Source organism: Kribbella sp. NPDC026596, assembly GCF_040638415.1.
Lineage (GTDB): Bacteria > Actinomycetota > Actinomycetes > Propionibacteriales > Kribbellaceae > Kribbella.
Map to the genome: position 1 here is coordinate 39,847 of NZ_JBEZYF010000052.1, position 23,236 is coordinate 63,082.

Annotated in this window: 24 protein-coding genes; 6 read left to right on the forward strand and 18 right to left on the reverse strand. The window is 67.7% G+C overall.

The features are described 5' to 3' along the window. Positions 1-313: 313 nt before the first annotated feature. On the reverse strand, positions 314-1,510 hold the full coding sequence (locus AB0E63_RS32900; RefSeq protein ID WP_360374875.1) for a transposase: 1,197 nt from the start codon (positions 1,508-1,510) through the stop codon (positions 314-316). 120 nt (positions 1,511-1,630) lie between these two features. On the opposite strand from AB0E63_RS32900, the gene AB0E63_RS32905 reads away from it, so the two are divergent. From AB0E63_RS32905 to AB0E63_RS32915, 3 genes are all read left to right on the forward strand, one after another. Beyond that, the gene (locus AB0E63_RS32905; protein ID WP_360374877.1) at positions 1,631-2,437 is read left to right on the forward strand and encodes a sugar phosphate isomerase/epimerase family protein; all 807 of its coding nucleotides are present in this window, start codon (positions 1,631-1,633) and stop codon (positions 2,435-2,437) included. A gap of 32 nt (positions 2,438-2,469) precedes the next feature. Further along, on the forward strand, positions 2,470-2,925 hold the full coding sequence (locus AB0E63_RS32910) for a carboxymuconolactone decarboxylase family protein (RefSeq protein ID WP_360374879.1): 456 nt from the start codon (positions 2,470-2,472) through the stop codon (positions 2,923-2,925). A gap of 72 nt (positions 2,926-2,997) precedes the next feature. After that, a complete protein-coding gene (locus AB0E63_RS32915) occupies positions 2,998-3,354 on the forward strand; it encodes a YciI family protein (RefSeq protein ID WP_360374881.1) in 357 nt (118 codons plus the stop codon). 95 nt (positions 3,355-3,449) lie between these two features. Here the strand turns inward: AB0E63_RS32915 and AB0E63_RS32920 are convergent, their stop codons facing one another. The 3 genes from AB0E63_RS32920 to AB0E63_RS32930 form a co-directional block, all read right to left on the reverse strand. Next, positions 3,450-3,767: a hypothetical protein gene (locus tag AB0E63_RS32920; RefSeq protein ID WP_360374883.1), complete on the reverse strand. Its 318-nt coding sequence runs from the start codon at positions 3,765-3,767 to the stop codon at positions 3,450-3,452. A 246-nt stretch (positions 3,768-4,013) separates the two neighbouring features. Continuing rightward, the gene (locus tag AB0E63_RS32925) at positions 4,014-5,063 is read right to left on the reverse strand and encodes a LacI family DNA-binding transcriptional regulator (protein ID WP_360374885.1); all 1,050 of its coding nucleotides are present in this window, start codon (positions 5,061-5,063) and stop codon (positions 4,014-4,016) included. A 37-nt stretch (positions 5,064-5,100) separates the two neighbouring features. After that, positions 5,101-5,802 (reverse strand): SDR family oxidoreductase, encoded by a 702-nt coding sequence (locus AB0E63_RS32930; protein ID WP_360374924.1) that lies wholly within the window; start codon positions 5,800-5,802, stop codon positions 5,101-5,103. 65 nt (positions 5,803-5,867) lie between these two features. Here AB0E63_RS32930 and AB0E63_RS32935 point away from each other — a divergent pair, with 65 nt between their 5' ends. Both AB0E63_RS32935 and AB0E63_RS32940 read left to right on the forward strand, forming a co-directional pair. Beyond that, positions 5,868-6,413 carry a MarR family transcriptional regulator gene (locus tag AB0E63_RS32935; RefSeq protein ID WP_360374887.1) on the forward strand — a complete coding sequence of 182 codons (546 nt, stop codon included), beginning with the start codon at positions 5,868-5,870 and terminating at the stop codon, positions 6,411-6,413. 72 nt (positions 6,414-6,485) lie between these two features. Next, the gene (locus AB0E63_RS32940; protein WP_360374889.1) at positions 6,486-8,759 is read left to right on the forward strand and encodes an excinuclease ABC subunit UvrA; all 2,274 of its coding nucleotides are present in this window, start codon (positions 6,486-6,488) and stop codon (positions 8,757-8,759) included. Here the strand turns inward: AB0E63_RS32940 and AB0E63_RS32945 are convergent. The 11 genes from AB0E63_RS32945 to AB0E63_RS32995 form a co-directional block, all read right to left on the reverse strand. Next, positions 8,756-9,571, reverse strand: coding sequence for an SRPBCC family protein (locus AB0E63_RS32945; protein WP_360374891.1), 816 nt, complete (start codon positions 9,569-9,571; stop codon positions 8,756-8,758). The two genes, AB0E63_RS32940 and AB0E63_RS32945, sit on opposite strands and share 4 nt — an antisense overlap. Before the next feature lie 32 nt (positions 9,572-9,603). Continuing rightward, positions 9,604-10,614, reverse strand: coding sequence for a winged helix DNA-binding domain-containing protein (locus tag AB0E63_RS32950; RefSeq protein WP_360374896.1), 1,011 nt, complete (start codon positions 10,612-10,614; stop codon positions 9,604-9,606). A 102-nt stretch (positions 10,615-10,716) separates the two neighbouring features. Next, positions 10,717-11,505, reverse strand: a complete 789-nt coding sequence (locus AB0E63_RS32955; RefSeq protein WP_360374898.1) for an SGNH/GDSL hydrolase family protein — start codon at positions 11,503-11,505, stop codon at positions 10,717-10,719. 160 nt (positions 11,506-11,665) lie between these two features. Continuing rightward, on the reverse strand, positions 11,666-12,712 hold the full coding sequence (locus tag AB0E63_RS32960) for a mandelate racemase/muconate lactonizing enzyme family protein (RefSeq protein ID WP_360374900.1): 1,047 nt from the start codon (positions 12,710-12,712) through the stop codon (positions 11,666-11,668). Between the two features lies 1 nt (position 12,713). Further along, positions 12,714-14,030 (reverse strand): sugar ABC transporter substrate-binding protein, encoded by a 1,317-nt coding sequence (locus AB0E63_RS32965; RefSeq protein ID WP_360374902.1) that lies wholly within the window; start codon positions 14,028-14,030, stop codon positions 12,714-12,716. A gap of 24 nt (positions 14,031-14,054) precedes the next feature. Further along, positions 14,055-15,137: a mandelate racemase/muconate lactonizing enzyme family protein gene (locus AB0E63_RS32970; protein WP_360374904.1), complete on the reverse strand. Its 1,083-nt coding sequence runs from the start codon at positions 15,135-15,137 to the stop codon at positions 14,055-14,057. Between the two features lie 2 nt (positions 15,138-15,139). Further along, positions 15,140-15,997, reverse strand: a complete 858-nt coding sequence (locus AB0E63_RS32975; RefSeq protein ID WP_360374906.1) for a carbohydrate ABC transporter permease — start codon at positions 15,995-15,997, stop codon at positions 15,140-15,142. Beyond that, positions 15,987-16,940: a sugar ABC transporter permease gene (locus AB0E63_RS32980; RefSeq protein WP_360374908.1), complete on the reverse strand. Its 954-nt coding sequence runs from the start codon at positions 16,938-16,940 to the stop codon at positions 15,987-15,989. The genes AB0E63_RS32975 and AB0E63_RS32980 overlap by 11 nt, the downstream gene beginning before the upstream one ends. 3 nt (positions 16,941-16,943) lie before the next feature. Beyond that, positions 16,944-18,371, reverse strand: coding sequence for an NAD-dependent succinate-semialdehyde dehydrogenase (locus tag AB0E63_RS32985; RefSeq protein WP_360374910.1), 1,428 nt, complete (start codon positions 18,369-18,371; stop codon positions 16,944-16,946). A 34-nt stretch (positions 18,372-18,405) separates the two neighbouring features. Then, positions 18,406-19,635 (reverse strand): iron-containing alcohol dehydrogenase, encoded by a 1,230-nt coding sequence (locus AB0E63_RS32990; protein WP_360374912.1) that lies wholly within the window; start codon positions 19,633-19,635, stop codon positions 18,406-18,408. Positions 19,636-19,670: 35 nt separating this feature from the next. Further along, positions 19,671-20,687: an Ldh family oxidoreductase gene (locus AB0E63_RS32995; protein WP_360374914.1), complete on the reverse strand. Its 1,017-nt coding sequence runs from the start codon at positions 20,685-20,687 to the stop codon at positions 19,671-19,673. 154 nt (positions 20,688-20,841) lie between these two features. On the opposite strand from AB0E63_RS32995, the gene AB0E63_RS33000 reads away from it, so the two are divergent. After that, positions 20,842-21,513, forward strand: coding sequence for a GntR family transcriptional regulator (locus AB0E63_RS33000; RefSeq protein WP_360374916.1), 672 nt, complete (start codon positions 20,842-20,844; stop codon positions 21,511-21,513). Here the strand turns inward: AB0E63_RS33000 and AB0E63_RS33005 are convergent, their stop codons facing one another. The 3 genes from AB0E63_RS33005 to AB0E63_RS33015 all read right to left on the reverse strand — a co-directional run. Then, on the reverse strand, positions 21,514-22,284 hold the full coding sequence (locus AB0E63_RS33005) for an ABC transporter ATP-binding protein (RefSeq protein WP_360374918.1): 771 nt from the start codon (positions 22,282-22,284) through the stop codon (positions 21,514-21,516). Beyond that, positions 22,281-23,039, reverse strand: coding sequence for a cobalt ECF transporter T component CbiQ (gene cbiQ / locus AB0E63_RS33010; RefSeq protein WP_360374919.1), 759 nt, complete (start codon positions 23,037-23,039; stop codon positions 22,281-22,283). The genes AB0E63_RS33005 and cbiQ overlap by 4 nt, the downstream gene beginning before the upstream one ends. Then, positions 23,036-23,236, reverse strand: a 201-nt coding sequence (locus AB0E63_RS33015) for a PDGLE domain-containing protein (RefSeq protein ID WP_360374920.1), incomplete at its 5' end; no start/stop codon positions are given. The genes AB0E63_RS33015 and cbiQ, both read right to left, overlap by 4 nt.

A 23,236-nucleotide genomic window follows, 5' to 3' on the forward strand; every position in this document is an offset into this window, starting at 1 on the left:
GGAACGAAGCTGTCCCGCCGCGGGTTTCTCGAGCTGACCGGCCTGGCCGGGCTCGGGCTGGCCGCGGCCGGGTGCTCATCAGGACCACCGGCCGCTTGCTCGATAGCAGCAAGCCATCGAGTTGCCGTTACGCACCGAGCCGATGCCGTGGGCAACCTTCTGGAAGCCGGGCGATGCACTCATCAAGCCGGGTGAGCGGCAGGCTTCGCCTGTGCACCAGTGGCACGCTGTGGAACCCGGTCCTCATGGCTGCCTCTCGTCCGAGGTATCACCTTGACGTCCTCCCCGTCCTGAGGAACAAGGATTCCAACCACTACGCGGAGGTAGCGGGTTGAGGTTCACGCTTCGACAAGACCCGTGCGGGCGTCTCTCGGCGTGCGCTAACGGCCCGTCCGGCCGCGATGTTGACTGCCGCGTTCACGTCCGCGTTCGCCTTGTGTCCGCACGCTACGCACCGGAACACCGCTTGGTTCTCGCGATTCTCCGGTGCGCAATGCCCACAGACGCTGCAGGTTTGCGACGTGTACGCCGGGTTCACTTTCTCGACCCGTCCCGGCGCCTTCTGCTCCAGACGACGTACCAGCGCACCCCAGCCGTTGGCCAGGATGCCGCGGTTCAGCCCGGCCTTGGCGCGGCGCCGATTCGGCAAGTACCTCCCTGGCCGTTCGGGATCGGGCTTGGGCTTCGGGCGACTTGTCATGTGGGCGATGCGCAGGTCTTCCACGCGGATGACGTCGAACCGTCGTGCCAAGTCCGTGCTGGTCTTCTCCACCCAGTCCTTGCGACGGTCACCAGCACGCGCGTGCAGCTTGGCGATCGCAAGCTTCACCCGCTGACGACGTTTGGTGCCACGGCGGCAGCGGTCAAGGCGGCGTTGCAGGTGCTTCAGCCGCTCCTGCTCACGCTCCGACAGGCCGGGGCAGGTCAGGAGCTCCCCGGTGGACAGGGCAGCAGAGACGGTGACGCCGCGGTCCACCCCGACGACTTCGCCCGTCTTGGGTGCGGGGATCGACTCCGGAACGACTGCGAACGCAAGGTGCCAGCGGCCGGCCCGGTCGCGGGTGACGCGGTACGACTTCGCCACAGGTGCAGCGCGGGTCCGTCGGAACCGTACCCAGCCGACCTTCGGCACAAGCACCCGCGTCCACCTACGGTTCACTTGCTCGACACGGCCTGCTTGCACGCCGACGATCCGGAACCCCTCGTGCCACCTGGCCTTGCGCCAGGTCGGCCGCTGATGCGTACCGGCGTAGAAGTTCTTGACGGCCTGGTCGAAGTCTCGCAGCGCCTGCTGCTGCACGGTCTGCGATCCGGCGCGCAGCCAGTCGAACGCGGCGCGTGCCTCGGTGAGTTGCCGGGCCTGCTCGACGTACCCAGGCGTCCGGCGTTTGTCTCGGGTCCACATCGACCATTGCTCAAGTGCCAGGTTCCACACGCACCGGGCATGCCTGCACTGCTCCAGCAACGCGGCTTGCTGCGCTGGAGTCGGGTACAGCCGGAACCGGGACATGCCACATATCCAAGCAGTCGGGACCGACAGTCCCCGATCTCCGAACGGAGGCAGTCGCGGTTCCCCTGAACAACGAGGTCGCCCGCACCAATCCTATGAGCCGTCTGCGAGGCCGATGCTGTGCGCACCTACTTCCCCACCCCACCTGCTTACCTATGGTCCGCCTTTACCAAACCCTGGGCGGGGCTACCCGGCGGCGAGGTCGGCCGGCTGGTGGCCGGCATCGGGTTCGGTGGCGCCGAGATCCCGGTTCGCGATGCGGCCTACCTGACGCCGGCGTCGGCCGAGGCCGAGCTGCCGAAGTTCACCGCGCAGTTACGGGCCGAGGGCATCGAACCGATCAGCGTCGCCAGTGATCTGTCCGAGCGCGTGTTCGCCGCCTGCGCGGAGGCCGGCGTACCGATGATCCGGATCATGGCCGAGCTCGGGCCGGACGGGTACGCCGCCTCGGTCGGACGCAACCGGGCCATGCTCGAGGAGGCGGTCACGCTCACCGAGCGGTACGACGTCCAGGTCGGTGTCCAGCCGCATCACGGGCGATTCGTTTCGTCGACGCTCGGCGTACTGCAACTGCTGGACGGGCTGCCCGAGCGGTTCAAGCTGGTCTGGGACGCCGCACACGATGCGCTCGCCGGTGACCATCCCGCGGTGACCCTCGAGCTCGGTGCGGATCGCCTCGGCATCGTCAACCTGAAGAACGTGCAGTACATCCGGACCGACGGTGTCTGGAAGCCGTACTTCGTGCAGGCCGACGACGGACTGTCCGACTGGTCCGCGGTCTTCGCCGCGCTGCAGAAGGTGAAGTACGCCGGCCCGATCTGTCTGACGGGTCAGTACTCCGATCCCGCCGTACCGGTCGAAGAGCGGCTCTCGAGAGATTTGCACACCGCTGTCACATCTGCGGCACAGCATCCGTCAAGGGAGTGAATTCAACACACTCACGCGATGGAGAACCTCCCATGAACGCACGGATGACCAACCCCGCCATGATCCTGCCGGACGCCACCAAGGGCATCCAGAACATCTACAAGGCCATCGGGCAGTCGGGCGCGTCTGGTACGACGCTCGAGCTCGTGCACCTGCGGGCGAGCCAGATCAACGGCTGCTCCCCCTGCGTGTTCGGCGGGATCAAGTCGGCGCTGAAGAACGGTGAGACCGACGAACGGCTGCACCAGGTGGCGGCGTGGCGTGACTCGGATCTGTTCACCGACGCCGAGCGGGCGGCGCTGGAGATGACCGAGGCGGCGACCCGGCTGGCGGACCGGCCGAACGCGGTCACGGACGAGATCTGGAACGCGGCCGCCGATCACTTCGACGAGAAGGAGCTGTCCGCGATCGTTTTGATGATCGCGCTCACCAACATGTTCAACCGGATCAACACGACGGTTCGCGAACCTGCTGGTGCCACCTGGTAATGGCTACTCTGGGCGCCGGATGTCGAGAAGGCATCCGGCGCTCCGACGTCCCCGGGTGAATGGAGGCACGCGATGAAATACATGCTGCTGATCTACGGGAACACGCAGACCTGGGACGCCCTGCACGAGGAGGGCATCGACCAGGTGCTCGACCAGCACCGGAAGCTCTCCGAAGAGCTGAAGGCGAACGGCGAGTACGTCGATGGCCTCGGACTGACGACCAGGGACGCACGGGTGGTCCGGGTCAATGATGGCATTCCGGCCGTGACCGATGGGCCGTTCACGGAAGCCAAGGAAGTCCTGGCCGGCTACTACCTGGTCGACTGCAGCCTGGAACGGGCGACCGAGATCGCCGCCAGGTTGCCGGAGGCGCGGTTCTCGCCGATCGAGATCCGTTCCTTCACAGATCCGATGCCGGAGGACTCTTGAGACTCACTGCCGGGTGCGTCGGCAGATTCTGGGCTGCTCCAGGGACTTGCCGGCCTCAGCTCGGCGTTGGGACCTGAGACCGGCGAGTCACCGACTCAGCCCGTGCGTGTTCCGTCGGGGCTGCTCGACGCGAGGATGACCCCACCTGAGGCGGGTTGATCACCCATGCCCCGGCCACCCCGGACGAACACGGTGGCACCGCGTTCCGGCGCCTGGGCACCGTCGCCGAGTCGCAGCGTGGTGGTCATTCCGTTGCTCAGTCTGAGCACCGCCACGCGTCGCGGCCGGACCGACTGGATCGACGAGCTCACCTCGTGGATGCCGGTACACACCGCCGGTTGGATCGCGGCTCGTCCGAGTCCCGCGTTGCCGTGACTCCTCACATCACGGCACTGCTCGGCAAGCCTTGTCATCGCTGACACACTTCCCCCTTCTCATCGGTACTACCCCCGAGTGACGGTAGATGCGGACGCCAGTACGACGCGACGACCGCACACCTCCCCGTCCTTCCCGCACCCGGAAACGACGCGGAAGTGATCAGCCAACCCTTGCTGAGAGTGACGGCATATTCAAGGGATAGTGACCGGAATCCCGAGTACCGGAACCGCTGTCCATGCTGACCTACTGACCACCGAAGTCCTCTTCTTGGAAGGTCTCCGTTACCGTGTGGTACTGGCGCGCTCGATGATCTGATGCGGGATCATCACCCGGCGCGGTGCCGCGGTCTTGTCCGCCATCCGCTCACCGAGCAGATCGAGCGCCGCCGCCACGAAGGCCCGCCGGTCGAAGTCGACGGTCGTCAGCGGCGGGATCATGAACCGACTCTCGAGGATGTTGTCGAACCCGGCCACCAGCGTCTGTCGCGGTACGTCGACCCCCGCGCTCCACAGCGCCGACAACGCGCCCGAGGCGACCGTGTCGGTGAAGCAGAAGAACGCATCCGGCAACTCGTGCTCGGCCAGCCACTTCCCCACCACCGTTGCAGCACCCTCGGGCCGCCACCGGTCCAGCCCGATCTCGAGCGCGGGATCGATGGGTACGCCGGCCTCCTCGAGGGCCTGGCGGTAACCAGCAGCCCGCAACCGGGAGGCCGCCGTACCGGGACCTTCGGCCGAACCGGCCAGGATGCCGGCGCCACTCGAGCCGCGCGGGACCTCCGGCATACCGACGGCCGCGATCCGGCGGCAGCCCTTCGACAGCAGGTACTTGGTCATATCACGGGCGGCCGCGACGTTGTCGATCGCGACCTGACTGACCAGGTCCTGGTCGACGTCCCCGATCAGGACGAGCGGCGGCAGCGGTCCGGCCGACAGGACCGCGCTGTCGTCGAGGTTCACCGGGTTCAGGATCAGGCCGTCGACCAGGTACGCGCGGGCCTTCGACAACAGCTCGAACTCACGCTTGGGCTCGGCCGCGGTCTGCTCGATCTGCACGCCCCAGCCGCGCTCGTGGGCGAGCTCGACGACCAGGTGGACGATCTCCGCGGAGTACGGCCTGAGCAGGTCGGGCAGCGCGAGCGCGATCATGCCGGTCCGGCCGTTGCGCAGGCCGCGAGCGCTCATGTTCGGCACGTAGTCGAGCTCGGCCAGCGCACTCTCGACCCGTGCCCGCGTCTCCGGGCGGACGAACACGACGCCGTTGATCACGTTGGACACCGTCTTCGGGGACACCCCGGCCAGCTTGGCGACGTCTTTGACGGTGGCACGCATGTCGCCCATTGTCACACCTGGCGACGTTGTCATGGATTCAGCGCGTCATGAGCGCGCCGCCGTTCACCTGCAGGACCTGGCCGGTGAGGTGCCGGGCGGCCGGGGATGCGAGGAAGTGGATGGTTGCAGCGATGTCCTGCACCTGCCCCTCGCGCTTCGTCATCGTTGCTGCGAGCAACGTCTCGCGCCGGGCCGCGGTGAGCCGGCCCTGGAAGAACTCGGTGTCCGCGGTGAAGCCCGGGGCAACGACGTTCGAGGTGATCCCACGCGGTCCGAGATCGGCCGCAACGTCCTGGTTCCACAGGGCAAGCGCGGCCTTGGAAGCGCCGTACGATCCTGGGCCGCGGGCGCCCGCGATCGAGCCCAGGTGCACGACCGCGGTGGTGAGTCGAGGTGCCAAAGCGGTCGTAGTGAGGACAGCGCTGAGCAGGTTGGCTTCCAGGTTGGCCAGCCAGTTCGCCTTCAGTTGCTTCAGGCCACCCTCCGGCCGGCCGAAGTCGGTGTTACCACCGGCATTGTTGACCAGGACATCGACCTGCTCCGGCAGTACGTCGAGCAGCCGCTCGAGCTGCGTCGGGTCGGTCGCGTCGCACACCACTCCCCTGGCTCCGAGGTCGGCCGCGGTCTTCAGCAGCACGTCCTCCCGGCGGCCGGTGATCACCACCTCGTCGCCGTCCGCGCGGAACCGCTCGGCGGTCGCCCGCCCGATTCCGGTCGCTCCCCCGGTCACCACGATCATCCGCGTCACGGTCAGATCCTCACGTTTAGGTCTAAATGTTTAGGTCTAAACGTAGCATGTTGGCTGTGACGGACACCTATCCCCTGGACGGCCCGAGCCCGTATCCCGCCGCGGAGATCGCCCGCGCCTGGCAACGCGAACGACCTGGTACGCCGACCGACTCGATCGAGATCGTCACTCCCCTGTGGCGGCTGGCGAAACTGTTCGCCGACGACCGGCGGCGGCTCCTCGCCGACCTCGGCGTGGACCCGGCCACGCTGGATCTGCTCAGCGTGCTGCGCCGGGCCGGAGCGCCGTACGAGCTGAGTACGCGCGAGCTGAGCCGCCGTACTCTCGTCACCGCCGGCGCCATCTCACAGAGGGTCGCCCGGGCCGAAGAGTCCGGCCTGGTCACTCGGCGGACGGCCGGCGACGGGACCCGCGCCGTGGTGGTGACCCTCACCGCGGCCGGCCACGAGCTGATCGAGCGAACCGTCGACCAGGTGCTGACGCGCGAGTCCGAACTGGTGGCCTCGCTGTCCCCCACTGGCCGCACGCAGCTCGCGGCGCAACTGCAGGAACTCCTCGACGAGGTCGCGGAGCAGGCCCGGAAACCTTCGTCGGGCGTATAAGCTTTTCGGGCGCCTTCAAGCCTGGGATTCGGAGCAAAGTTCCTACGATTGCTTCAATGTCACAATTGAAGGATGCCTGTTGCCGACAGTCACGATTCCATCCAGGTCCGAGGCGCCCGCGAGAACAACCTGAGCGGCGTCTCCCTCGACATCCCGAAACGCCGGCTCACCGTCTTCACCGGGGTCTCCGGTTCCGGCAAGTCCTCCCTCGTCTTCGACACGATCGCCGCGGAGTCGCAGCGGCTGATCAACGAGACCTACACCGCGTTCGTCCAGAACTTCATGCCGAGCCTCGGCCGGCCGGACGTGGACTCTCTGCAGAACCTGTCCGCCGCCATCATCGTCGACCAGGAGCGGATCGGCGCGAACGCCCGGTCCACGGTCGGCACCGCGACCGATGCGCACACCATGCTGCGGGTCCTGTTCAGCCGCGCGGGTACGCCGTACGTCGGACCGCCGTCCATGTTCAGCTTCAACCGGGCCGAGGGCATGTGCCCGGAGTGCGAGGGACTCGGGCGCACCACCGAGTTCGACCTCGACGAGCTGGTCGACCGGGACAAGAGCCTCAACCAGGGTGCGATCAAGGCGCCCGGGTACGCGATCGACAGCTGGCACTGGCAGCTGATGGCGAGTTCCGGCCTGTTCGATCCGGATCTGCCGCTGAAGGACTACCCGGCCGAAGCCTGGCGGCAGTTCCTCCACCAGGAGCCGACCAAGATCAAGGTCGGCAAGAGCAACCTGACCTTCGAGGGACTGATCAGCAAGATCAAGCGGCAGTACCTCGGCAAGGATCCACAGTCGATGCAGAGCCACGCCCGCGCGTTCGCGGAGCGCGCGATCCGCCAGACGACCTGCCCGGCCTGTCACGGCGAGCGCCTGAACGAGGCGGCACGGACGACCACCGTGGACGGGCGCACGATCGGCGAGTGCTCGGCGATGCAGATCAGCGACCTCGCCGACTTCGTTGCCGGGATCAAACATCCGGGCGTCGGCCCGATGCTCGAGGGACTCCGGCAGGCGCTGGACTCGTTCGTCACCATCGGCCTCGGGTACCTCAGCCTGAATCGCGAGTCGTCGACGCTGTCCGGCGGCGAGGCGCAGCGGGTCAAGCTGGTCCGTCATCTCGGGTCCAGCCTGAGCGACGTCACGTACGTCTTCGACGAGCCGACGGTCGGTCTGCACCCGCACGACATCCAGCAGATGAACGACCTGCTGCTGCAACTGCGGGACAAGGGCAACACTGTTCTGGTCGTCGAGCACAAGCCGGAGACGATCCGGATCGCCGATCACGTCGTCGACCTCGGCCCGGGAGCCGGTCTGGCCGGTGGACGACTCTGCTATGCCGGTGATCTCGAAGGCCTGACCAAGTCCGGCACGCTGACCGGCCGGTACCTGGATCACCGGGTCAGCCTGCGCGACGACGTACGCCGTCCGACCGGGAAGCTCTCCATCGAGAACGCGACCCTGCACAACCTGCGGAACGTGAGCGTCGACGTCCCACTCGGCGTACTCACGGTGGTCACCGGAGTCGCCGGATCCGGGAAGAGCTCACTGATCCACGGCTCGCTGGCCGGCCGGGACGGGGTGATCATCGCCGGGCAGGAGCCGATCCGCGGGTCCAAGCGCAGCAACCCGGCGACCTACACCGGACTGCTCGATCCGATCCGGTCCGAGTTCGCCAGGGCGAACAAGGTGAAGCCAGGCCTGTTCAGTGCGAACTCGGTCGGCGCCTGTCCGACCTGCAAGGGGATCGGTCTGGTCTACACGGATCTGGCGATGATGGCCGAGGTCGCCTCGACTTGCGAGGAGTGCAACGGCGCCCGGTTCACCGCCGAGGTGCTCGCCTACCGGTTACGTGGGAAGAACATCAGCGAGGTGCTGCGGATGACCGTGACGGAGGCGCGGGAGTTCTTCACCAAGGGCCCGGCACGGGCGATCCTGGATCGGCTGTCGACGGTCGGACTTGGCTATATCGGCCTCGGCCAGCCACTGACCACACTGTCCGGCGGTGAACGGCAGCGCCTCAAGCTGGCGATCAACATGGGTAAGACCGGGTCGATCTACATCCTCGACGAGCCCACCACCGGCCTGCACCTGGCCGACGTCGACCAACTGCTCGGCATGCTCGACACACTGGTCGACCACGGCAACACGGTGATCGTCATCGAGCACCACCAGGCCGTGATGGCCCATGCCGACTGGCTGATCGACATCGGCCCGGGCGCCGGTCACGACGGCGGACGGGTCGTCTTCACCGGCACGCCGGCCGATCTGGTCGAGAGCAGCCCGACGATCACGGCCGAACACTTGCGCTCGTACGTCGGCGCTCCGCGGGCCGTTGCCTAGCGCACCAACTCGGCGGTCAGGGTCTCGATCAGGTCGTGCCAGGTGCTGAGGTAGTCCGCGGCGGGGCCGGTCTGGGTGAGCACCAGGCGGGCTCCGCCGTTGCCGTCCCGCAGCGACCAGGTCACCTCACCCTGCGACCACGGGTAGCTGAGCCGTTCGGCTGCCACCACCTCGGTCACCGGGCCCGGGTCGATGCCCTTCGCAACGAACCCGGCCGGCGGCGGGCTCCCGGCGGCAGTCGTCCCCGCGCCGGTGAGCAACTCCCAGACGGTCTCCTTCGGCTTCACCAGTTGCCGCTCGAACCGTACGCCGCAGTCGTCGGTCACCACGCCTTCGTCCAGCCCGTACACCTTCACGAAGTGCTCATGCAGTACGGCGTAATCCCTCTCGGGCACCGAGTCGCCGAGGACCCGTACGAGCGCGTCGAAGCACAGCGTCCAGCCGCCGGAGAAGCTCGCGGACCCCGGGCGATCGTCGTACGTCGCGGTGAGGTTCAGCATGCAGCCGTCGGAGGACGGGACCAGCTCCCAGCGCAGGACCTCGTCACCCCAGGTGTACTCGATGAGATTCGGTGGTTCGTACGCGCGGATCACGCCACTGGTCTCGAGGTCGACGGGCGCCTCCGGGTCGTTCTCGAAGGTGAACCTCACCGGCCCGTCCAGCCGCAGGTCGAACTCGACCGCGGCCGGGAACCACCCGGCCAGTTGTCCCGGCTCGGTGATCGCCCGCCAGACCTTCGCCACCGGATGCCGCAGCTCCCGCCGCATCCGCAGCACGGTCCGCCCGTTCTCGGTGCTCAAGGTCTCGGTCATGACTCCATATATACCCGACCAGGCATATACGATCAACCGCCGAATCGGACCAGGTCCGCGAGCTCTTCGGTGAGGTCCATCCGCGCACTGCGGTCGAACAGTTCGTAGGAGTGGTCGGCGTGTTTCCAGGCGCCGATCACCCGGCCGGCTTCCAGTACGGCTGGACGGAGCATGCCGCCACCGGGATAGACGCGCTGCTGGAATTCCGCCGCCAGCGCCCACCGCCGATCCCGGTAGCCGAGCAGGTAGGCGTCGAACTCCCCCACCATCCGCACGTCCCGGCACCCCGGCAGGTCCTCGGTGGCGACGAACTCAGCGCCATCAACCTCGACAGTCACCGTTGCCGCCGCCTTCAAGCCGCGGCGTGCGATCGGCACCGCCAGGCCCGACCAGGTCGCGAAGTCTTGCGCTGTCGCCGGTCCATAAGCGGTCAGATAACGCCGGGCCAACGCGTCGAGGTCGCGCTCCTGCACGAGCGGCTTTCCCAGCCACTCGCTCACGGCGACCCAGGTGTCAGTCCCCGGCCCGTAACACAATCGGCCGAGCAGCCCGGTGTGCCGGATGAGGGCGTAGACCGCCTGTCCTTTGGGCTCGACGATCAGTCCGCGACGCACCAGTACGTCGGCTATTTCGGCGCGCGTGGACGGTCCATGGCTGACCAGATACGCCTCGAGGTGGTCGGCAGCCTCCGCCCGGATCGCCTCGGTCAGACCGAGCTCGCCGTACCGGCGTTCGGTGTCCTTGATCAACTTCGGGCCGAGCAGGCCGAGCAGTGGGCCGGCGTCCTCGACCGTGACGAGTTGCAGTGTGCCGCGCATGAACCAGCCCCGGATGACCGACCGGTCGACTTCCTGGGCGTGGGTGACGTCGGCGGAGGTGGTCGCGGTGGAGCGCGCCCGTACGGCGTGGGTGGCGCCGCGCCAGGTCTGAGCCTGCAGTCCCCCCGTCCGGCGTACGACGTCGGCCACCCCTCCGGGGCCGGCCTCGTTCACCGGACGCGCGAGGCAGTTGGCCTGCATCCGGGCTGCCAGCAACCAGTCCACAGACCTCCGCGCCACCCCAGCATGACACCACGAACCAGCCTGGTCCGCACCTCGAAAGCACGAAACCGCCCCGGCCGGTCGGCCGGGGCGGTCTGTGGGCAGCTATCCGCCGAGGGCGGGCTGGACCAGGTTGGCGTAGTTGGCCTGGCCGGTGACGTTCGGGTGGTAGGACTCGCTGACCGGGTTCGACAGGCCGTTGATCCACTCCGGGCTACCGCAGACGGAGTGCCCGATGAAGAGCGACGTCGGGTTGACGAAGCTGAACCCGGCCGCGCTCGCCGAGGCGGCGAGCTTCGAGTTCAGCAGGTTGGCGGTGGCGTTCAGCCGGGTCATCTCGTCCGGGCTGAAGAACGTGCCGGCGTTGCAGTCGGTGCCGTTGAACAGCCGCGGGTACCCGACCACCACGACCCGGGCGGACGCGGCCCGGCTCCTGATCGAGGAGTACAGACCGTTCAGCCGGCCGGGCAGTGTGTTGTTGATGATCGCCTGCGCGTTGGCGACCGCACCGGTGCAGTCGCCGAGCCAGGACGGCTTCGCGCACTCGGTGATGACGGAGGAGAACCCGGCATCGTTGCCACCGACCTGCACCGAGACGATGTTCGTCGCGCTCGTCACCGACGGGAGCTGGTTGGCGGTGACATCGGCGACGCGGGCGCCGGAGCAGGCCACGAACGTGAGAGTGGCGCCGATCCGGGCCGCGTCGAGGTACGGATACGCCTTGGTCGAGCGCTGGCAGGAACCACTGCTGGAGATGTAGGTCCGGGTGCCGACGCCCGAGGCGTACGAGTCACCGAGGGCGACGTAGTTCGTCGCCGCGTGGGCGACGCCGGGGGTGAGCAGCATCGCGGCGCCGAGGGCCGCGGCGGAGAGCAAACTGGCGATGGACTTCATCGGCGGACCAGCCTTTCTGTGCATGACAGCACAGCGCGTGTGCGAGGGGCGTCGACAGAGGCACTCAAAGTCACCTTCGCTGACTCGCCAGTAACACGCAAGGGTCTGGTAAGAAATTCACCGCCAGTTGCCGATTCCGGTTGTCCGCGTTACTGAACTGCTAGTCGTTCCAGGACGACAGGCCCGGGCCGGGTGGCAACGGGTAGCAGCCGTCGGTCAGTTGGACCCGCCCGTCCGCGGGCAGCAATCCGCTCTCCACGTAGATGGTGTTCGGCAGCGCGGCGAGCACGTGGATGTGTGCTCCACCGCCGTGCGAGGCGTACGGAACGCCGAACCCAGCAGCCATCAGTCCGATCTCCAAGCAGTCGGTCAGCCCACCGGCCCGCCTGAGATCCGGCTGTACGACGCCTACCCCGCCGCGAGCGATCAGATCGCGGAAGGCAGCCTGTCCGTACCGGTTCTCACCGGTGGCGATCGGGATGTCCAGCTTCTCCGCCAGCCGGACGTGGCCATCGGTGTCGGCCGCCGGCAGCGGTTCCTCGAACCACCGGCAGTCGAGCTCTTCGTACACACGTCCCCGTCGCAGGGCCTCGGAGTACCCGAAGGCCTGGTTGGCGTCGACCATCAGCGGTGCGTCCGGGCCGATCACCGCGCGTACCGCCTTGATCCGGCGGACGTCCTCGGTGAGCGGTCCGCCCCCGACTTTCATCTTCACACCGCGGAAACCCTGCTCCATCGCCTTGGCCGCCACAGTCTCCAGGCCCGTGACGTCCAGCTCGAGCCAACCCACCATCGCGTACGTCGGAATCGCGGTGCGCTGCGCTCCGAGCAGCTTCCACACCGGCACGTCCAGCGACTTGCCGAGCAGGTCCCACAACGCCAGATCGATCGCCGAGATGCCGTACGACGACAGCCCGGCCGTGCCCTGGTAGTCGGTCAGCGTCTGCAGCTTCTGCCGGATCCCGCGAATGATCGTCGGGTCCTCGCCGACGATCGCGGGCGCCAATTGCTCGGTGATGATCTTGGCGAGCACCGCCGGCGAGCTCGCCACCCGGCCGAAGTACGTCGTACTGACGCCGCTCACGCCTTCGTCCGTGTCGATCCGCACCCGGGTCTGCCCGTTACGATCGAGCAGCTGGATCGCGTCCCGGACCGCGTGAGCCTTCGGCTCCGACACGATCTCGACGCTGATCTCCTTGATCCTCATGTCACCCCTTGCCCGCGAGGATGTCTTCGACCTTTTGCTTGACGCTGCCCAGAGCCGCGGCCGCGGTCTGCTTGCCGCTCCAGACGTCGTCGAGGACCGGGCGGTAGATGGTCCGGGCCCGCTCGATGTAGCGGCTGAAGTTCTCGTTCACCGCGTTGTCCAGCGCCTCGGTGACGAGCGCGAGGTTGGCAGGGCCCTTGTCATCGGGCACGAACAGCGACGATGAGCTCTTGGCGACCGGCATGAAGCCACGGGACTGCGCGAGCAGCTTCGCCGCGTCGCCTCCGGCGCAGTACTTGAGGAAGTCCCAGGCCGCGTCGGGGTCCTTCGACTGCTTCGGAATCGCCAGGACGGTCATCGTGTTCACCGTGGTACGGCGGGCCTTCATCGGCGTCGGGAAGATATCCCACTTCACCTTCGCGTTCGAGCGCAGGTACGGGATGCCGCTGGTCAGCGAGAGCAGCATCGCGACCTTGCCGGTGCCGAGCTGAGCCAGTGCCCAGTTCGGCGTCTGGCGGCCGGCCGTGACGGTGGCGAAGTCCGGGTGGACCTTGTGAACCAGGGCGAGGTCGGCGACCCACTGGACCGCCTCGGCGCCCTGCGGCTCGGCGAGCGTGAAGCGGCTGGCGTCCTTTGAGTAGATGCCGTCGCCGCCGTTGCTGACCGGGAAGACGGTCTCGAGCGAGGTGTCGGGGAACACCAGTGCTCCCCAGCGCTCGCCGTTCGGCTTGGTCAGCTTCTTCGCCGCGTCGAGGAAGTCGTCCCAGGTCCAGCCGCTCTTGGCCCAGTCCTTCGGCGGCAGTTCGACGCCGGCCTCGGCGAACGCGTCGGTGTTGCAGTAGATGACGCCCGGGTTGGTCATGATCGGCCAGGCCGCGTGCGCGCCGTCCTCCTGCTTCGGGAAGTTGAAGGCGACCGGGAAGTAGTCCTCGGCCTTGATCCCGTCCTTCTCCAGGTACGGACGCAGATCGAGCAGCGAGCCCTCCGCGTAGTACCCCTTCACGTAGTCGTCGTTGATCCTGATCGCCGTCGGAGCGGCACCCGACGACAGCACGGTGCGCAGCTTGGTGTCGTAGTCGTCGCCCGGCACCGACTGGATGTCGAGCGTCTTGCCGGCGCTCTTGGCCCAGTTCTCCGCGACGGTGTAGAGCGGCGTACCGCTGTTGGTGTCCCAAGTCAGGAAGGAGGCGTTGCCACCGCCGCCTCCCCCGCTGCCGTTGCCACCGCAGGCCGACAGCGGTGCGCCGACCGCGATGGCTCCGGTGGCCAGGCCCAGGCCTCTGAGTACCGATCTGCGGGAAATCTGTGATGCGGTCATGGTCGTTCCTGTTCTGTCAGGGGATCAGTTGGTGCGCAGCTTGGCGACCGCGTCGTCGTCGAGCTCGACGCCCAGCCCGGGCAGCTCCCACGGCGTGATCTCGCCGTTCACCGGGACGAGCGGGTTCTGCCAGATCGGCACGTCGTCGAGGATCGGGTTGTGCTCGATGTTGTACTCCTGCGGGTAGACGCAGGACGGCGTACTGACCCAGAGGTGGGCGTGCGCCGACGTACCGATCGTCTGCTGGGTGTTGTGCACGGTGATCGGCTTGGTGAAGGTGTCCGCGAGGACGGCGATCTTCTTGAACTCGGTGATGCCGCCGCACTTGATGACGTCGGGCTGCAGGATGTCGACCCGCCCGGTCAGGATCAGGTCGCGGAACTGCCAGGTGGTGTACTCCTGCTCCCCCGCCGCGATCGGGATGTCGACCGCGTCGGCAAGCCGCCCGTACGCCGTGTAGTCGTGGGCGGCGAGCGGTTCCTCGAAGTGCCACACGCCGAGGTCCTCGAGCGCGTGGGCCAGCTTGATCGCCGTGTGTTCGTAGTACGCGTTGTTGACGTCGACCAGGATCGGGAAGTCGTCCCCGACGAGTTCGCGGACCGCGGTCACGGTGGCGATGGTCTGGTCGAAGCCGTCGTCGTGCATCCACGGCGTCGACGAGTGGATCTTGTAGCCGTGGAAGCCTTTCTCCTGGAAGGACTGCGCGCGCTCGGCCTCCTGCTGCGGGGTCATCCCGCGGGCCATCGAGCTGGCGTAGACCTTCGCGCTCGGGCGGTATTTGCCGCCGAGCAGCTTGTAGGTGGGGAGTCCGGCCGCCTTGCCGAGCAGGTCCCACAGGGCGATGTCAATCCCGGCAATGGCGTTCAGCTGGGCGCCGCCGGGGCCGAGCTTGTACGGCTTCGTGTACAGCCGGCGCCACAGCCGCTCGATGTCGGTCGCCTCCTCGCCGACGAGCAGTGGCGCCAGCGCCTGCTCGATGACGCTGTGGGAGACGTGGGCGTTCATCGGACTGACCTCGCCGACGCCCACCAACCCTTCGTCGGTGTGGACTTTCACGATGTGGAGCTTGTCGAGCAGGATGATCGATTCGATCCGGGTGATCCGCATGGCTAACCTTTCAGGCCGGACATCGTGATGCCTTGGACGAAGTACTTCTGGGCGATCAGGAACAGCAGCAGCGGCGGCAGGATCGTCAGCGTCGCGGCGGCCATCATCAGGTTGGTCTGGGTGAAGTACTCGCCCTTGAAGAGCGCGAGCGCGATCGGCATCGTCTGCAACCGCGTCGAGTTGAGGAAGATCAGCGGCCCGAACAGGTCGTTCCACGAGCCCATGAAGGTCAGCGCGCCGACCGCGGCCAGGGCCGGTTTCACCTGCGGCAGCATGATCCGCCAGAAGGTGCCGAAGGTGGACGCGCCGTCGAGCTTGGCCGCCTCCTCGAGCTCCATCGGGACGCCGCGGAACGCCTGCCGGAGCAGGAACGTGCCGAAGACCGGCGTCAGGACGTTCGGGATCCAGAGCGGGTAGTGGGTGTCGATCCAGCCCATCTCGCGGAACAGCATGTACTGCGGGACCAGGTAGACGATGCCCGGGATCATTGCCGTCGACAACAACAGCGCGAAGGCCAGGTTCTTGAAGGCGAAGTTCAGCCGGGCGAAGCCGTACCCGGCCAGCGACGCGAACAGCAGCAGGAAACCGACGTTCAGCGCGGCCAGCTTGCAGCTGTTCAGGAAGAACGGCAGCAGCCCGTCGGCGGCCTGGGAGTAGTTGGCCCACTGGAAGGTGGAAGGGACGAACGTCGGCGGCGACTGCAGTACTTCGTTCTCCGGCTTGAGCGATGCGCTGATCATCCAGAGCAGCGGCATCGCGAACACCACGGCGAAGAACAGCAGTACGACGATCAGTACGGCGCGGCGCGGGATGTGCCTCGGTGGCCGGTTCACCGGGATCCGGAGAGCCTCAGTTGTCATAGTGCACCCACCGCTTCTCCATCTTCCACTGGATTGCGGTGACGACACCGACGATGACGAACAGCACCCAGCCCATCGCGGACGCGTACCCCAGCCGGCCGTGCCCGAAGGCCGCCTCGTAGATCTGGAAGATGAACACCGAGGTGGCGTTGTTCGGCCCGCCGGACGTCATCACGTAGATGATCCCGAACACCTGGAACGAGGTGATGAACTGCGTGATGGTGAGGAAGAACAGGCTCGGCGTCAGCAGCGGGAACACCACCGACCAGAACCGCCGCCAGGCCGACGCTCCGTCCGCCGTCGCCGCTTCGATCAGCGACTGGTCGATGCTCTGCAACCCGGCCAGCAGGATCACCATCGGGTAGCCGACGCCCTGCCAGAGCGCGACGATGATCACCGCGATCAGCGCGGTCTTGGTGTCGGACAGCCAGGCCGGCCCGTCGATGCCGATCGTCTTCAAGGTGGAGTTGAACAGACCGTTGTCCGGGTTGTACAGCCAGAACCAGACGAAGCCGATCGCGACGACGTTGGTGACCGCGGGCGAGTAGTACAGCGTCCGGAAGATGCCGATGCCCTTGATCTTCTGGTTACACAGGACGGCGAGACCGAGCCCGATGAAGATGGTCAGTACGACGACGACCAGCGTGAAGATCACCGTGTTCTTGAGTGACGGCCAGAACGTGTCGTCGGCGGTGAACAGCTCCTTGTAGTTCTCCAGGCCGAGGAACTTCGGTGCGTTCAGCCCGGACCAGTTGGTCAGCGACACCACCAGAGAGGCCGCGACCGGTAGGAGCTGGAAGAACAGCACCCCGAAGATGACCGGTCCGACGAACAGCCAGCCGGCCAGATTCTGCCGCTTCGGTTTGACCTTGACCCGTTTGCGGGCCGGTGGTCCGCCCTCGACGTCGGGCGGTTTGACGGAAGGAAGGACTGCGTTGACCATCGGTCACACCTCGATCCCGATGTACTTCTCCTCGAGGAATTCGAGGATGCCTTCGGAGCTGCCTTCGCGACCCAGCCCGGACTGTTTCGTCCCGCCGAACGGGGCCGCGGGATCGCTCAGTACGCCGCGGTTGACCGCGACCATGCCGGCGTCGATCTTCTGCGCGACCGCGAGGGCCTGCGCGGGATCGCCGTACACGTAGGCGATCAGGCCGTAGATGGTGTCGTTCGCCATCGCGATCGCCTCGTCGACGTCGCTGAAGGACACGATCGCGACGACCGGGCCGAAGATCTCGATCTGGTTGATCTCGCTGCCGTGCCGTACGCCGGTGAGCACCGTCGGCGGGTAGAACGCGCCGACCCCGGAGGACTCGCCACCCAGAGTCAGCTCGGCGCCGTCCGCGACAGCCTGCTCGACCAGCCGGGCGACCTTGTCACGTTCCTCGGGTGACACCAGGGCACCGAGGTCGTTCGACCGGTCGGCACCCGGGCCCATCGCGAGTTCCTTCATCGCCACGGTGATCCGGGTGGTGAACTCCTCGACGAGCGAGTCGTGCACGTAGAACCGGTTGGCCGCCGTACAGGCCGATCCGCCGTTGCGCATCTTCGCGACCATCGTGCCCTCGATCGCGGCGTCCAGGTCGGCACCGGGCAGGACGACGAACGGCGCGTTCCCGCCGAGCTCCATCGACGAGCTGACCACCTGGTCGGCGGCCTCCCGCAGCAGCACCCGGCCGACCTCGGTCGAGCCGGTGAAGGACAACTTGCGTACGGCGGGATGGTGCAGCATCGCGCTCACCGCCGGACCAGCCGGCACCGGCGTCACCAGGTTCACGACACCCGCCGGCACACCGACGCGGCGCAATACGTCGACGACGTACGCGGCCGTGAGCGGAGTCTGGCTGGCCGGCTTGAGCACCACCGAACACCCGGCCGCCAGCGCCGGCGCGATCTTGCGGGTCGCCATCGCCGCCGGGAAGTTCCACGGCGTGATCAGTACCGACACCCCGATCGGATCGCGCCGGACCACGATCGTCTTGTCGCCCGACGGGGAGAGCCGGAAGTCACCGCCGATCCGGACCGCCTCCTCGGCGAACCAGCGGAAGAACTCGGCCGCGTAGGTGGCCTCACCGACCGCGTCGGCCCAGGCCTTGCCGTTCTCGGCCACGATGATGGCGGCGAACTGCTCGTGCTCGGCGGTCAGGACGTCGAAGCAGGCCCGAAGGAGCTCCGAGCGCTGCCGCGGCGGGGTCGCCGCCCAGCCGGCCAGCGCGTCCGCCGCGGCGTCCACGGCCGCCAGGCAATCGGCCTCGGTGGCCGCCGCGAACCTGGCGAGCTCGGACCCGTCGGCCGGATCATGCACGGCGAACCTTTGACCGTCACTGGCGGGCCGCCACCGACCATCGATGAACAGATCGTGCGGAGAGATCATCTGGTGTGCTCCAAACGCCCGGTGAGAGTCCGGGTCAGAACGGGTTGCTGCGATCGCCGGCGTACGCGGCCCGAGTGATCTCGGTCAGCGCGTCGACATCGAGCGGACGGGGGTTGTTGTCGACCAGCCGGGCCGACTTCAGGCCCATGGACGCGATGTACGACAGTTGGTCTTCGGTGAGGCCGAGCTCTTTCAGCGTCGGCGGGATACCGATCCGGTCGAGCAGGCCTTCGACCGCCTCGATGCCGGCCACGGCCCGGTCCTCTGGACCACCGGACGCCGGTACGCCGAAGATGGTCGCGATCTCGGCGAACTCCGCGACCCGGGCGGGAGCGTTGTAACGCATCACGTACGGGAGGAGTACGCCGACGCCGAGGCCGTGAGCGGTGTGGGTCAGGGCGCCGAGCGGGTACTGGAGCGCGTGCGCCGCCGCGGTTCCGGCGACACCGAGGGCGTACCCGCCGGCGTTCGCCGCCAGCATCACGTCCGCTCGCGCTTGTGCGTCGCCCGGGTTCTCGAAGGCTGCCGGCAGCGCCTCGGCGAGTAGGGCGAGACCCCAGCGGGCATAGGAATCGCTGATCACATTCTTGCCGACGAAGACGCGGTTCTCGCCCGGCGCGGACGCCGGCCGCTGGATCGCGGTGAACGACTCGACGAGGTGCGAGACCGCGTCCGCGCCGGCGCTCGCGGTCAGGCCGGGTGGGCAGGTGTAGGTCAGTTCGGGATCGCAGATCGCGACCATCGGGATCAGGTGCGCGGACGAGATACCGGTCTTCAGTTCACGGTGGCTGTCGCTGAGGACGCAGACCGGGGTGACCTCCGAGCCTGTTCCCCCGGTCGTGGGCACGGCGATGATCGGCATCACCGGTCCGGGTACGGCGTTCTCGCCGTAGTACTGGTCGAGTGGGCCGCCGTGTGTCAGCAGGAGGGCGATCGCCTTGCTCATGTCCAGGCAACTGCCGCCGCCGATGCCGACGACCAACTCGATGCCTTCGTCCCTGGTCGCGGCGTAGCAGGCCTCGATCCCGGCGGCGGGCAACTCGGCCTCGGTCTCGGACCAGACGGTCACCTCCAGGCCGTGATCCTTCAGATCGCTGAGTAGTTCGTCGAACTCGGCCGAAGCCGCCAGCCGTTGATCCGTGCAGACGAGCGCCTTGCGCCCGTACTCCGCGGCGTACTGGCCGAGCAACGTGCGCTGGCCGGCGCCGAAGACCACAGTGCGAGGGGCTCGCTGGACGCCGAAGGAGGCAGGGGTGATCGTCATCGTGGCAGGGTCCTTGTCCGGTCGTGGGGCGGGGATCAGTCGGCCAGAACTGCTTCGGGGTGTGCTGCCTCGGTCAGGGCGGTCAGCTCGCGCCACAGGTCGTCGGCGATGTCGATGCCTTCAGCAACCGACTCCTGGTAGCGGGCCCGGGCGCCGTCACCAGGAACCGCCACCGGCGTGCCTGGGTCGGCGGGCCGGCTACGGCGTACCTGGTCGAGGTACTCGGAGGCGGAGTGGCCGGCGCCGCTCATCAGAATGAACAGGTCGCCCTTGTTGCTCGGGCGGGTGTCGTCCAGCGTCCCGCCGACGGCCGTGCCGTACGCGGCGCCGGTCAGGAAGGTGACCATCGCGCCCAGCCCGAGCCCGAGCCCGTAGCCCTTCGGTCCCCCGAACGGTGCGATCGAGCCGGACTTGGCCGCCACCGGGTCCACCGTCGGGTGACCGGCGGCATCCAGCGCCCAACCTGGCTCGAGCGGTACGCCGCGGAGCGCGTGGTCGTGGACCTTGCCCATCGAGATCTGCGACGTCGCCATGTCCAGCACCAGCGGATGCGGCTGCGCGGGGACGCCGAGGGCGAGCGGGTTCGTCCCGAGCATCGCCTCGGTGCCACCCCACGGGTGAACCAATGCCTCGCTGGTCGTCATACCGAGGCAGACCAGGCCGCGCTCGGCGATCCGGCCGGCGTAGAAGCCGAGCATGCCGAGGTGGTTGTTGTTCGTGATCGAGCAGACCGCGACGCCATGACGCTCGGCCGCCGGAACGACGGCCGCCAAGGCGCGGTGCGCGACCACCGGACCCAGGCCCTGCTCGCCGTCGACGGACAGGTAGCACGGGCTGAGCCACTCGTGCTTGCCCGTGTTCGTCGGGCTCGCCGTCCCGTTCCTCAGTCGGCGGAGCAGCCTCGGCAGCCGGAGCAGGCCGTGCGAGGGCACTCCCTTCGCCTCGGCGACGAGGAGCAGTTCGGCTTGCAGAGTAGCGGCGGAGGCCGGCACTCCCGCGGAGACCAGGAGCTGTTCGGCCAGGGACTGTGCTGTGGCGAGGTCTGTGCGCATCGCGGCCATCCCGGGGTTGACCTTGCAGGTTTTTGGAGGCTAGATCAGATCAGATAGGATTTGCAATGGTCTGTGTATACGAATTCACAGATTCTGCCGATCGGATGGACACCTCATGAGCCAACGCGGTACCGAGCGTCCCGGACGCACTCGGATGAGTGACGTCGTCTACGAGCAACTGCAGGCATTCCTCCTGGACGGCACGATTCAGCCCGGTGAGCGGATCCGGGTCGACGAGCTCAGCCGCCGGCTCGGGGTCTCCCAGACGCCGGTCCGGGAGTCGCTGAACCGGCTCGAGGCCGAGGACCTGGTCACCAAAACACATCTGATCGGATATTCCGCCAGCCCGAAGCTGACCCCGGAGCGGTTCGAGGATCTCTTCGAGGCGCGGTTCCTGATCGAGCCGTACTGCTCGGGTCTGGCGGCCGGCCGGCACCAGCGGGTCGAGGTCGAGCAGATCGCCGGCATCGCCGCCGATCTACAGGCCCGCTACCAGGCCGGCACGATGTCGTACGGCGCCTTCGCCCGCAAGGACGCCGAGTTCCACCAGGCGATCATCGCCGCGACGGGGAACAGCTACTTCGGCGAGATCTTCGCCAAGCTGCACTGCCACCTGCAGCTGTTCCGGCTACTCCGCGACTCCCGGGTGACCGAGGAGGCCCTCGAGGAGCACGACCTGATCGTCACGGCGATCCGCCAACGCGACACCGAAGCCGCGGACCGCGCCATGCACGCCCACCTCACCGCCTCCCGCAGCCGCCTACGCTCGGCCTTCGAGACCGCTCCTCAACCGGTCCCGGCCGAGGAGATCATCACCAGTCCGTGATCAGCGTTCGGGGCCGGGGACAGAGAGCGGGTTGAAGCCGTAGGGGAGCTCGAGGCGGTGCGCGGACATCAGGTCGGCGTCGCCGAGGAGGTCGCGGGTCTTGCCGTCGGCGACGATTCGGCCGCCGTCCATCAGGAGGCTGCGCTCGCACAGCTGCAGCGCGTACGGCAGGTCGTGCGTGATCATCAGCAACGTCACGTCCAGCCCGGACAAGATGTCCGCGAGCTCCCGCCGGGCCGCCGGGTCCAGATTGCTCGACGGCTCATCGAGGACGAGCACCTCCGGCCGCATCGCGAGTACGGTCGCGACCGCCACGCGCCGGCGCTGACCGAACGACAGGTGATGCGGCGCCAGGTCCGCGTGGTCCTGCATCCCGACCTGTACGAGCGCCTCCTGCACGCGATCGTCGAGCTCGGACCCACGCAGGCCGAGGTTCGCCGGTCCGAAGGCCACGTCGTCGCGGACCGTCGGCATGAACAGCTGGTCGTCCGGGTCCTGGAACACCAGCCCGACCTTCCGCCGTACGACGGCCAGATGCTCGCGGTGCAACCCTGTCCCGCCGATCTCGACCCGCCCGCTGCCGGTACCGCCGGCCACCGAGCCGAGGATCCCGTTCAGGTGCAGGACGAGCGTCGTCTTGCCCGCGCCGTTCGGCCCGAGCAACGCGACCCGCTCACCACGCTGAACGGTGAAGTCGACCCCGAACAGCGCCTGCCGCCCATCGGGATACGCGAACACCAGTCGCTCGACATGAATCGCAGGACCGCTCACAAGGCAACCACCCTAGCCGCGACTGCGATCAGCACGGCTGCCAGGGAGATCGTCATGCCCTGCAGCCATTGCGCACGAGACGCACCCGCGACGCTCAGCAGCGGCATCTGGCCGGTGTACCCGCGCGACCGCATCGCCAGGTGCACCCGCTCACCTCGCTCGAAGCTGCGCACGAACAATGCCCCCACTCCCCCGGCGACCGCCTTCAGATGACCGGCCCGCCCACCGGCGTACCCACGCGACTCCCGCGCGATCCGCATCCGGTGCAGGTCGTCCGACACCACACTCAGGTACCGGACCATGAACGACAGGATCGCCACGAGCGTGGCCGGAAGTCGCAGCCGCTCCAGGCCGGCGAGCAGGTCACGCGGCGCGGTGGTGGCCGACAGCAGGATCGCCGCGACGACCCCGAGCGTGCCCTTGGCCAGCACGTTCCACGCACCGAGTACGCCGGACTCCGACAACTCCACGCCGAGCACGGTCACGGTCGGCCCGGTGGCGACGAACGGCAGCAGCAACGCGAACACGATGAACGGCGTCTCCACGGCGAGCCGCCGGGACACCACCAGCGCAGGCACTTGGGCGACGACGACGGCCGCCACGAGCATCACGGCGTACAGGCCGAAGGCCCAGAAGGCGGACGCCGGGGTGGACACGACGGCGAGGACGAAGACGAACAAGGCGACCAGCTTCACCTGCGCCGGGACCCGGTGGACCTGGCTGTCCGCCGCTACGAGGAGGCCGTCACCACTCACGATGCTTTGTTGGTGCGGAGGGAGGCCAGCTTGGCGATCGCCAGGCCGACGACGATCGTGACCAGTACGCCGATGATTCCGGCCAGCGCACCGGACACCTGTGAATTGCCGATTCCGCTCACGCCGTAGTCGGCGAGCGGACTGCTCGCGACTGCCGAGCCCTTCGCGGCGCTCTCGAAGCCGAGCTTGGCGCCGAC

Excerpts from the sequence above, each read along its gene's own strand:
- AB0E63_RS32965 (WP_360374902.1), bottom strand. The coding sequence starts at position 14,030 with ATGACCGCATCACAGATTTCCCGCAGATCGGTACTCAGAGGCCTGGGC.
- AB0E63_RS32995 (WP_360374914.1), bottom strand. The coding sequence starts at position 20,687 with ATGCGCACAGACCTCGCCACAGCACAGTCCCTGGCCGAACAGCTCCTG.
- AB0E63_RS32955 (WP_360374898.1), bottom strand. The coding sequence starts at position 11,505 with ATGAAGTCCATCGCCAGTTTGCTCTCCGCCGCGGCCCTCGGCGCCGCG.
- AB0E63_RS32940 (WP_360374889.1), top strand. The coding sequence starts at position 6,486 with ATGCCTGTTGCCGACAGTCACGATTCCATCCAGGTCCGAGGCGCCCGC.
- AB0E63_RS32970 (WP_360374904.1), bottom strand. The coding sequence starts at position 15,137 with ATGCGGATCACCCGGATCGAATCGATCATCCTGCTCGACAAGCTCCAC.
- AB0E63_RS32975 (WP_360374906.1), bottom strand. The coding sequence starts at position 15,997 with ATGACAACTGAGGCTCTCCGGATCCCGGTGAACCGGCCACCGAGGCAC.
- AB0E63_RS32985 (WP_360374910.1), bottom strand. The coding sequence starts at position 18,371 with ATGATCTCTCCGCACGATCTGTTCATCGATGGTCGGTGGCGGCCCGCC.
- AB0E63_RS33000 (WP_360374916.1), top strand. The coding sequence starts at position 20,842 with ATGAGTGACGTCGTCTACGAGCAACTGCAGGCATTCCTCCTGGACGGC.
- AB0E63_RS32910 (WP_360374879.1), top strand. The coding sequence starts at position 2,470 with ATGAACGCACGGATGACCAACCCCGCCATGATCCTGCCGGACGCCACC.
- AB0E63_RS32980 (WP_360374908.1), bottom strand. The coding sequence starts at position 16,940 with ATGGTCAACGCAGTCCTTCCTTCCGTCAAACCGCCCGACGTCGAGGGC.
- AB0E63_RS32945 (WP_360374891.1), bottom strand. The coding sequence starts at position 9,571 with ATGACCGAGACCTTGAGCACCGAGAACGGGCGGACCGTGCTGCGGATG.
- AB0E63_RS32960 (WP_360374900.1), bottom strand. The coding sequence starts at position 12,712 with ATGAGGATCAAGGAGATCAGCGTCGAGATCGTGTCGGAGCCGAAGGCT.
- AB0E63_RS32925 (WP_360374885.1), bottom strand. The coding sequence starts at position 5,063 with ATGCGTGCCACCGTCAAAGACGTCGCCAAGCTGGCCGGGGTGTCCCCG.
- AB0E63_RS32920 (WP_360374883.1), bottom strand. The coding sequence starts at position 3,767 with ATGACAAGGCTTGCCGAGCAGTGCCGTGATGTGAGGAGTCACGGCAAC.
- AB0E63_RS32915 (WP_360374881.1), top strand. The coding sequence starts at position 2,998 with ATGAAATACATGCTGCTGATCTACGGGAACACGCAGACCTGGGACGCC.
- AB0E63_RS32900 (WP_360374875.1), bottom strand. The coding sequence starts at position 1,510 with ATGTCCCGGTTCCGGCTGTACCCGACTCCAGCGCAGCAAGCCGCGTTG.
- AB0E63_RS32930 (WP_360374924.1), bottom strand. The coding sequence starts at position 5,802 with ATGATCGTGGTGACCGGGGGAGCGACCGGAATCGGGCGGGCGACCGCC.
- AB0E63_RS32990 (WP_360374912.1), bottom strand. The coding sequence starts at position 19,635 with ATGACGATCACCCCTGCCTCCTTCGGCGTCCAGCGAGCCCCTCGCACT.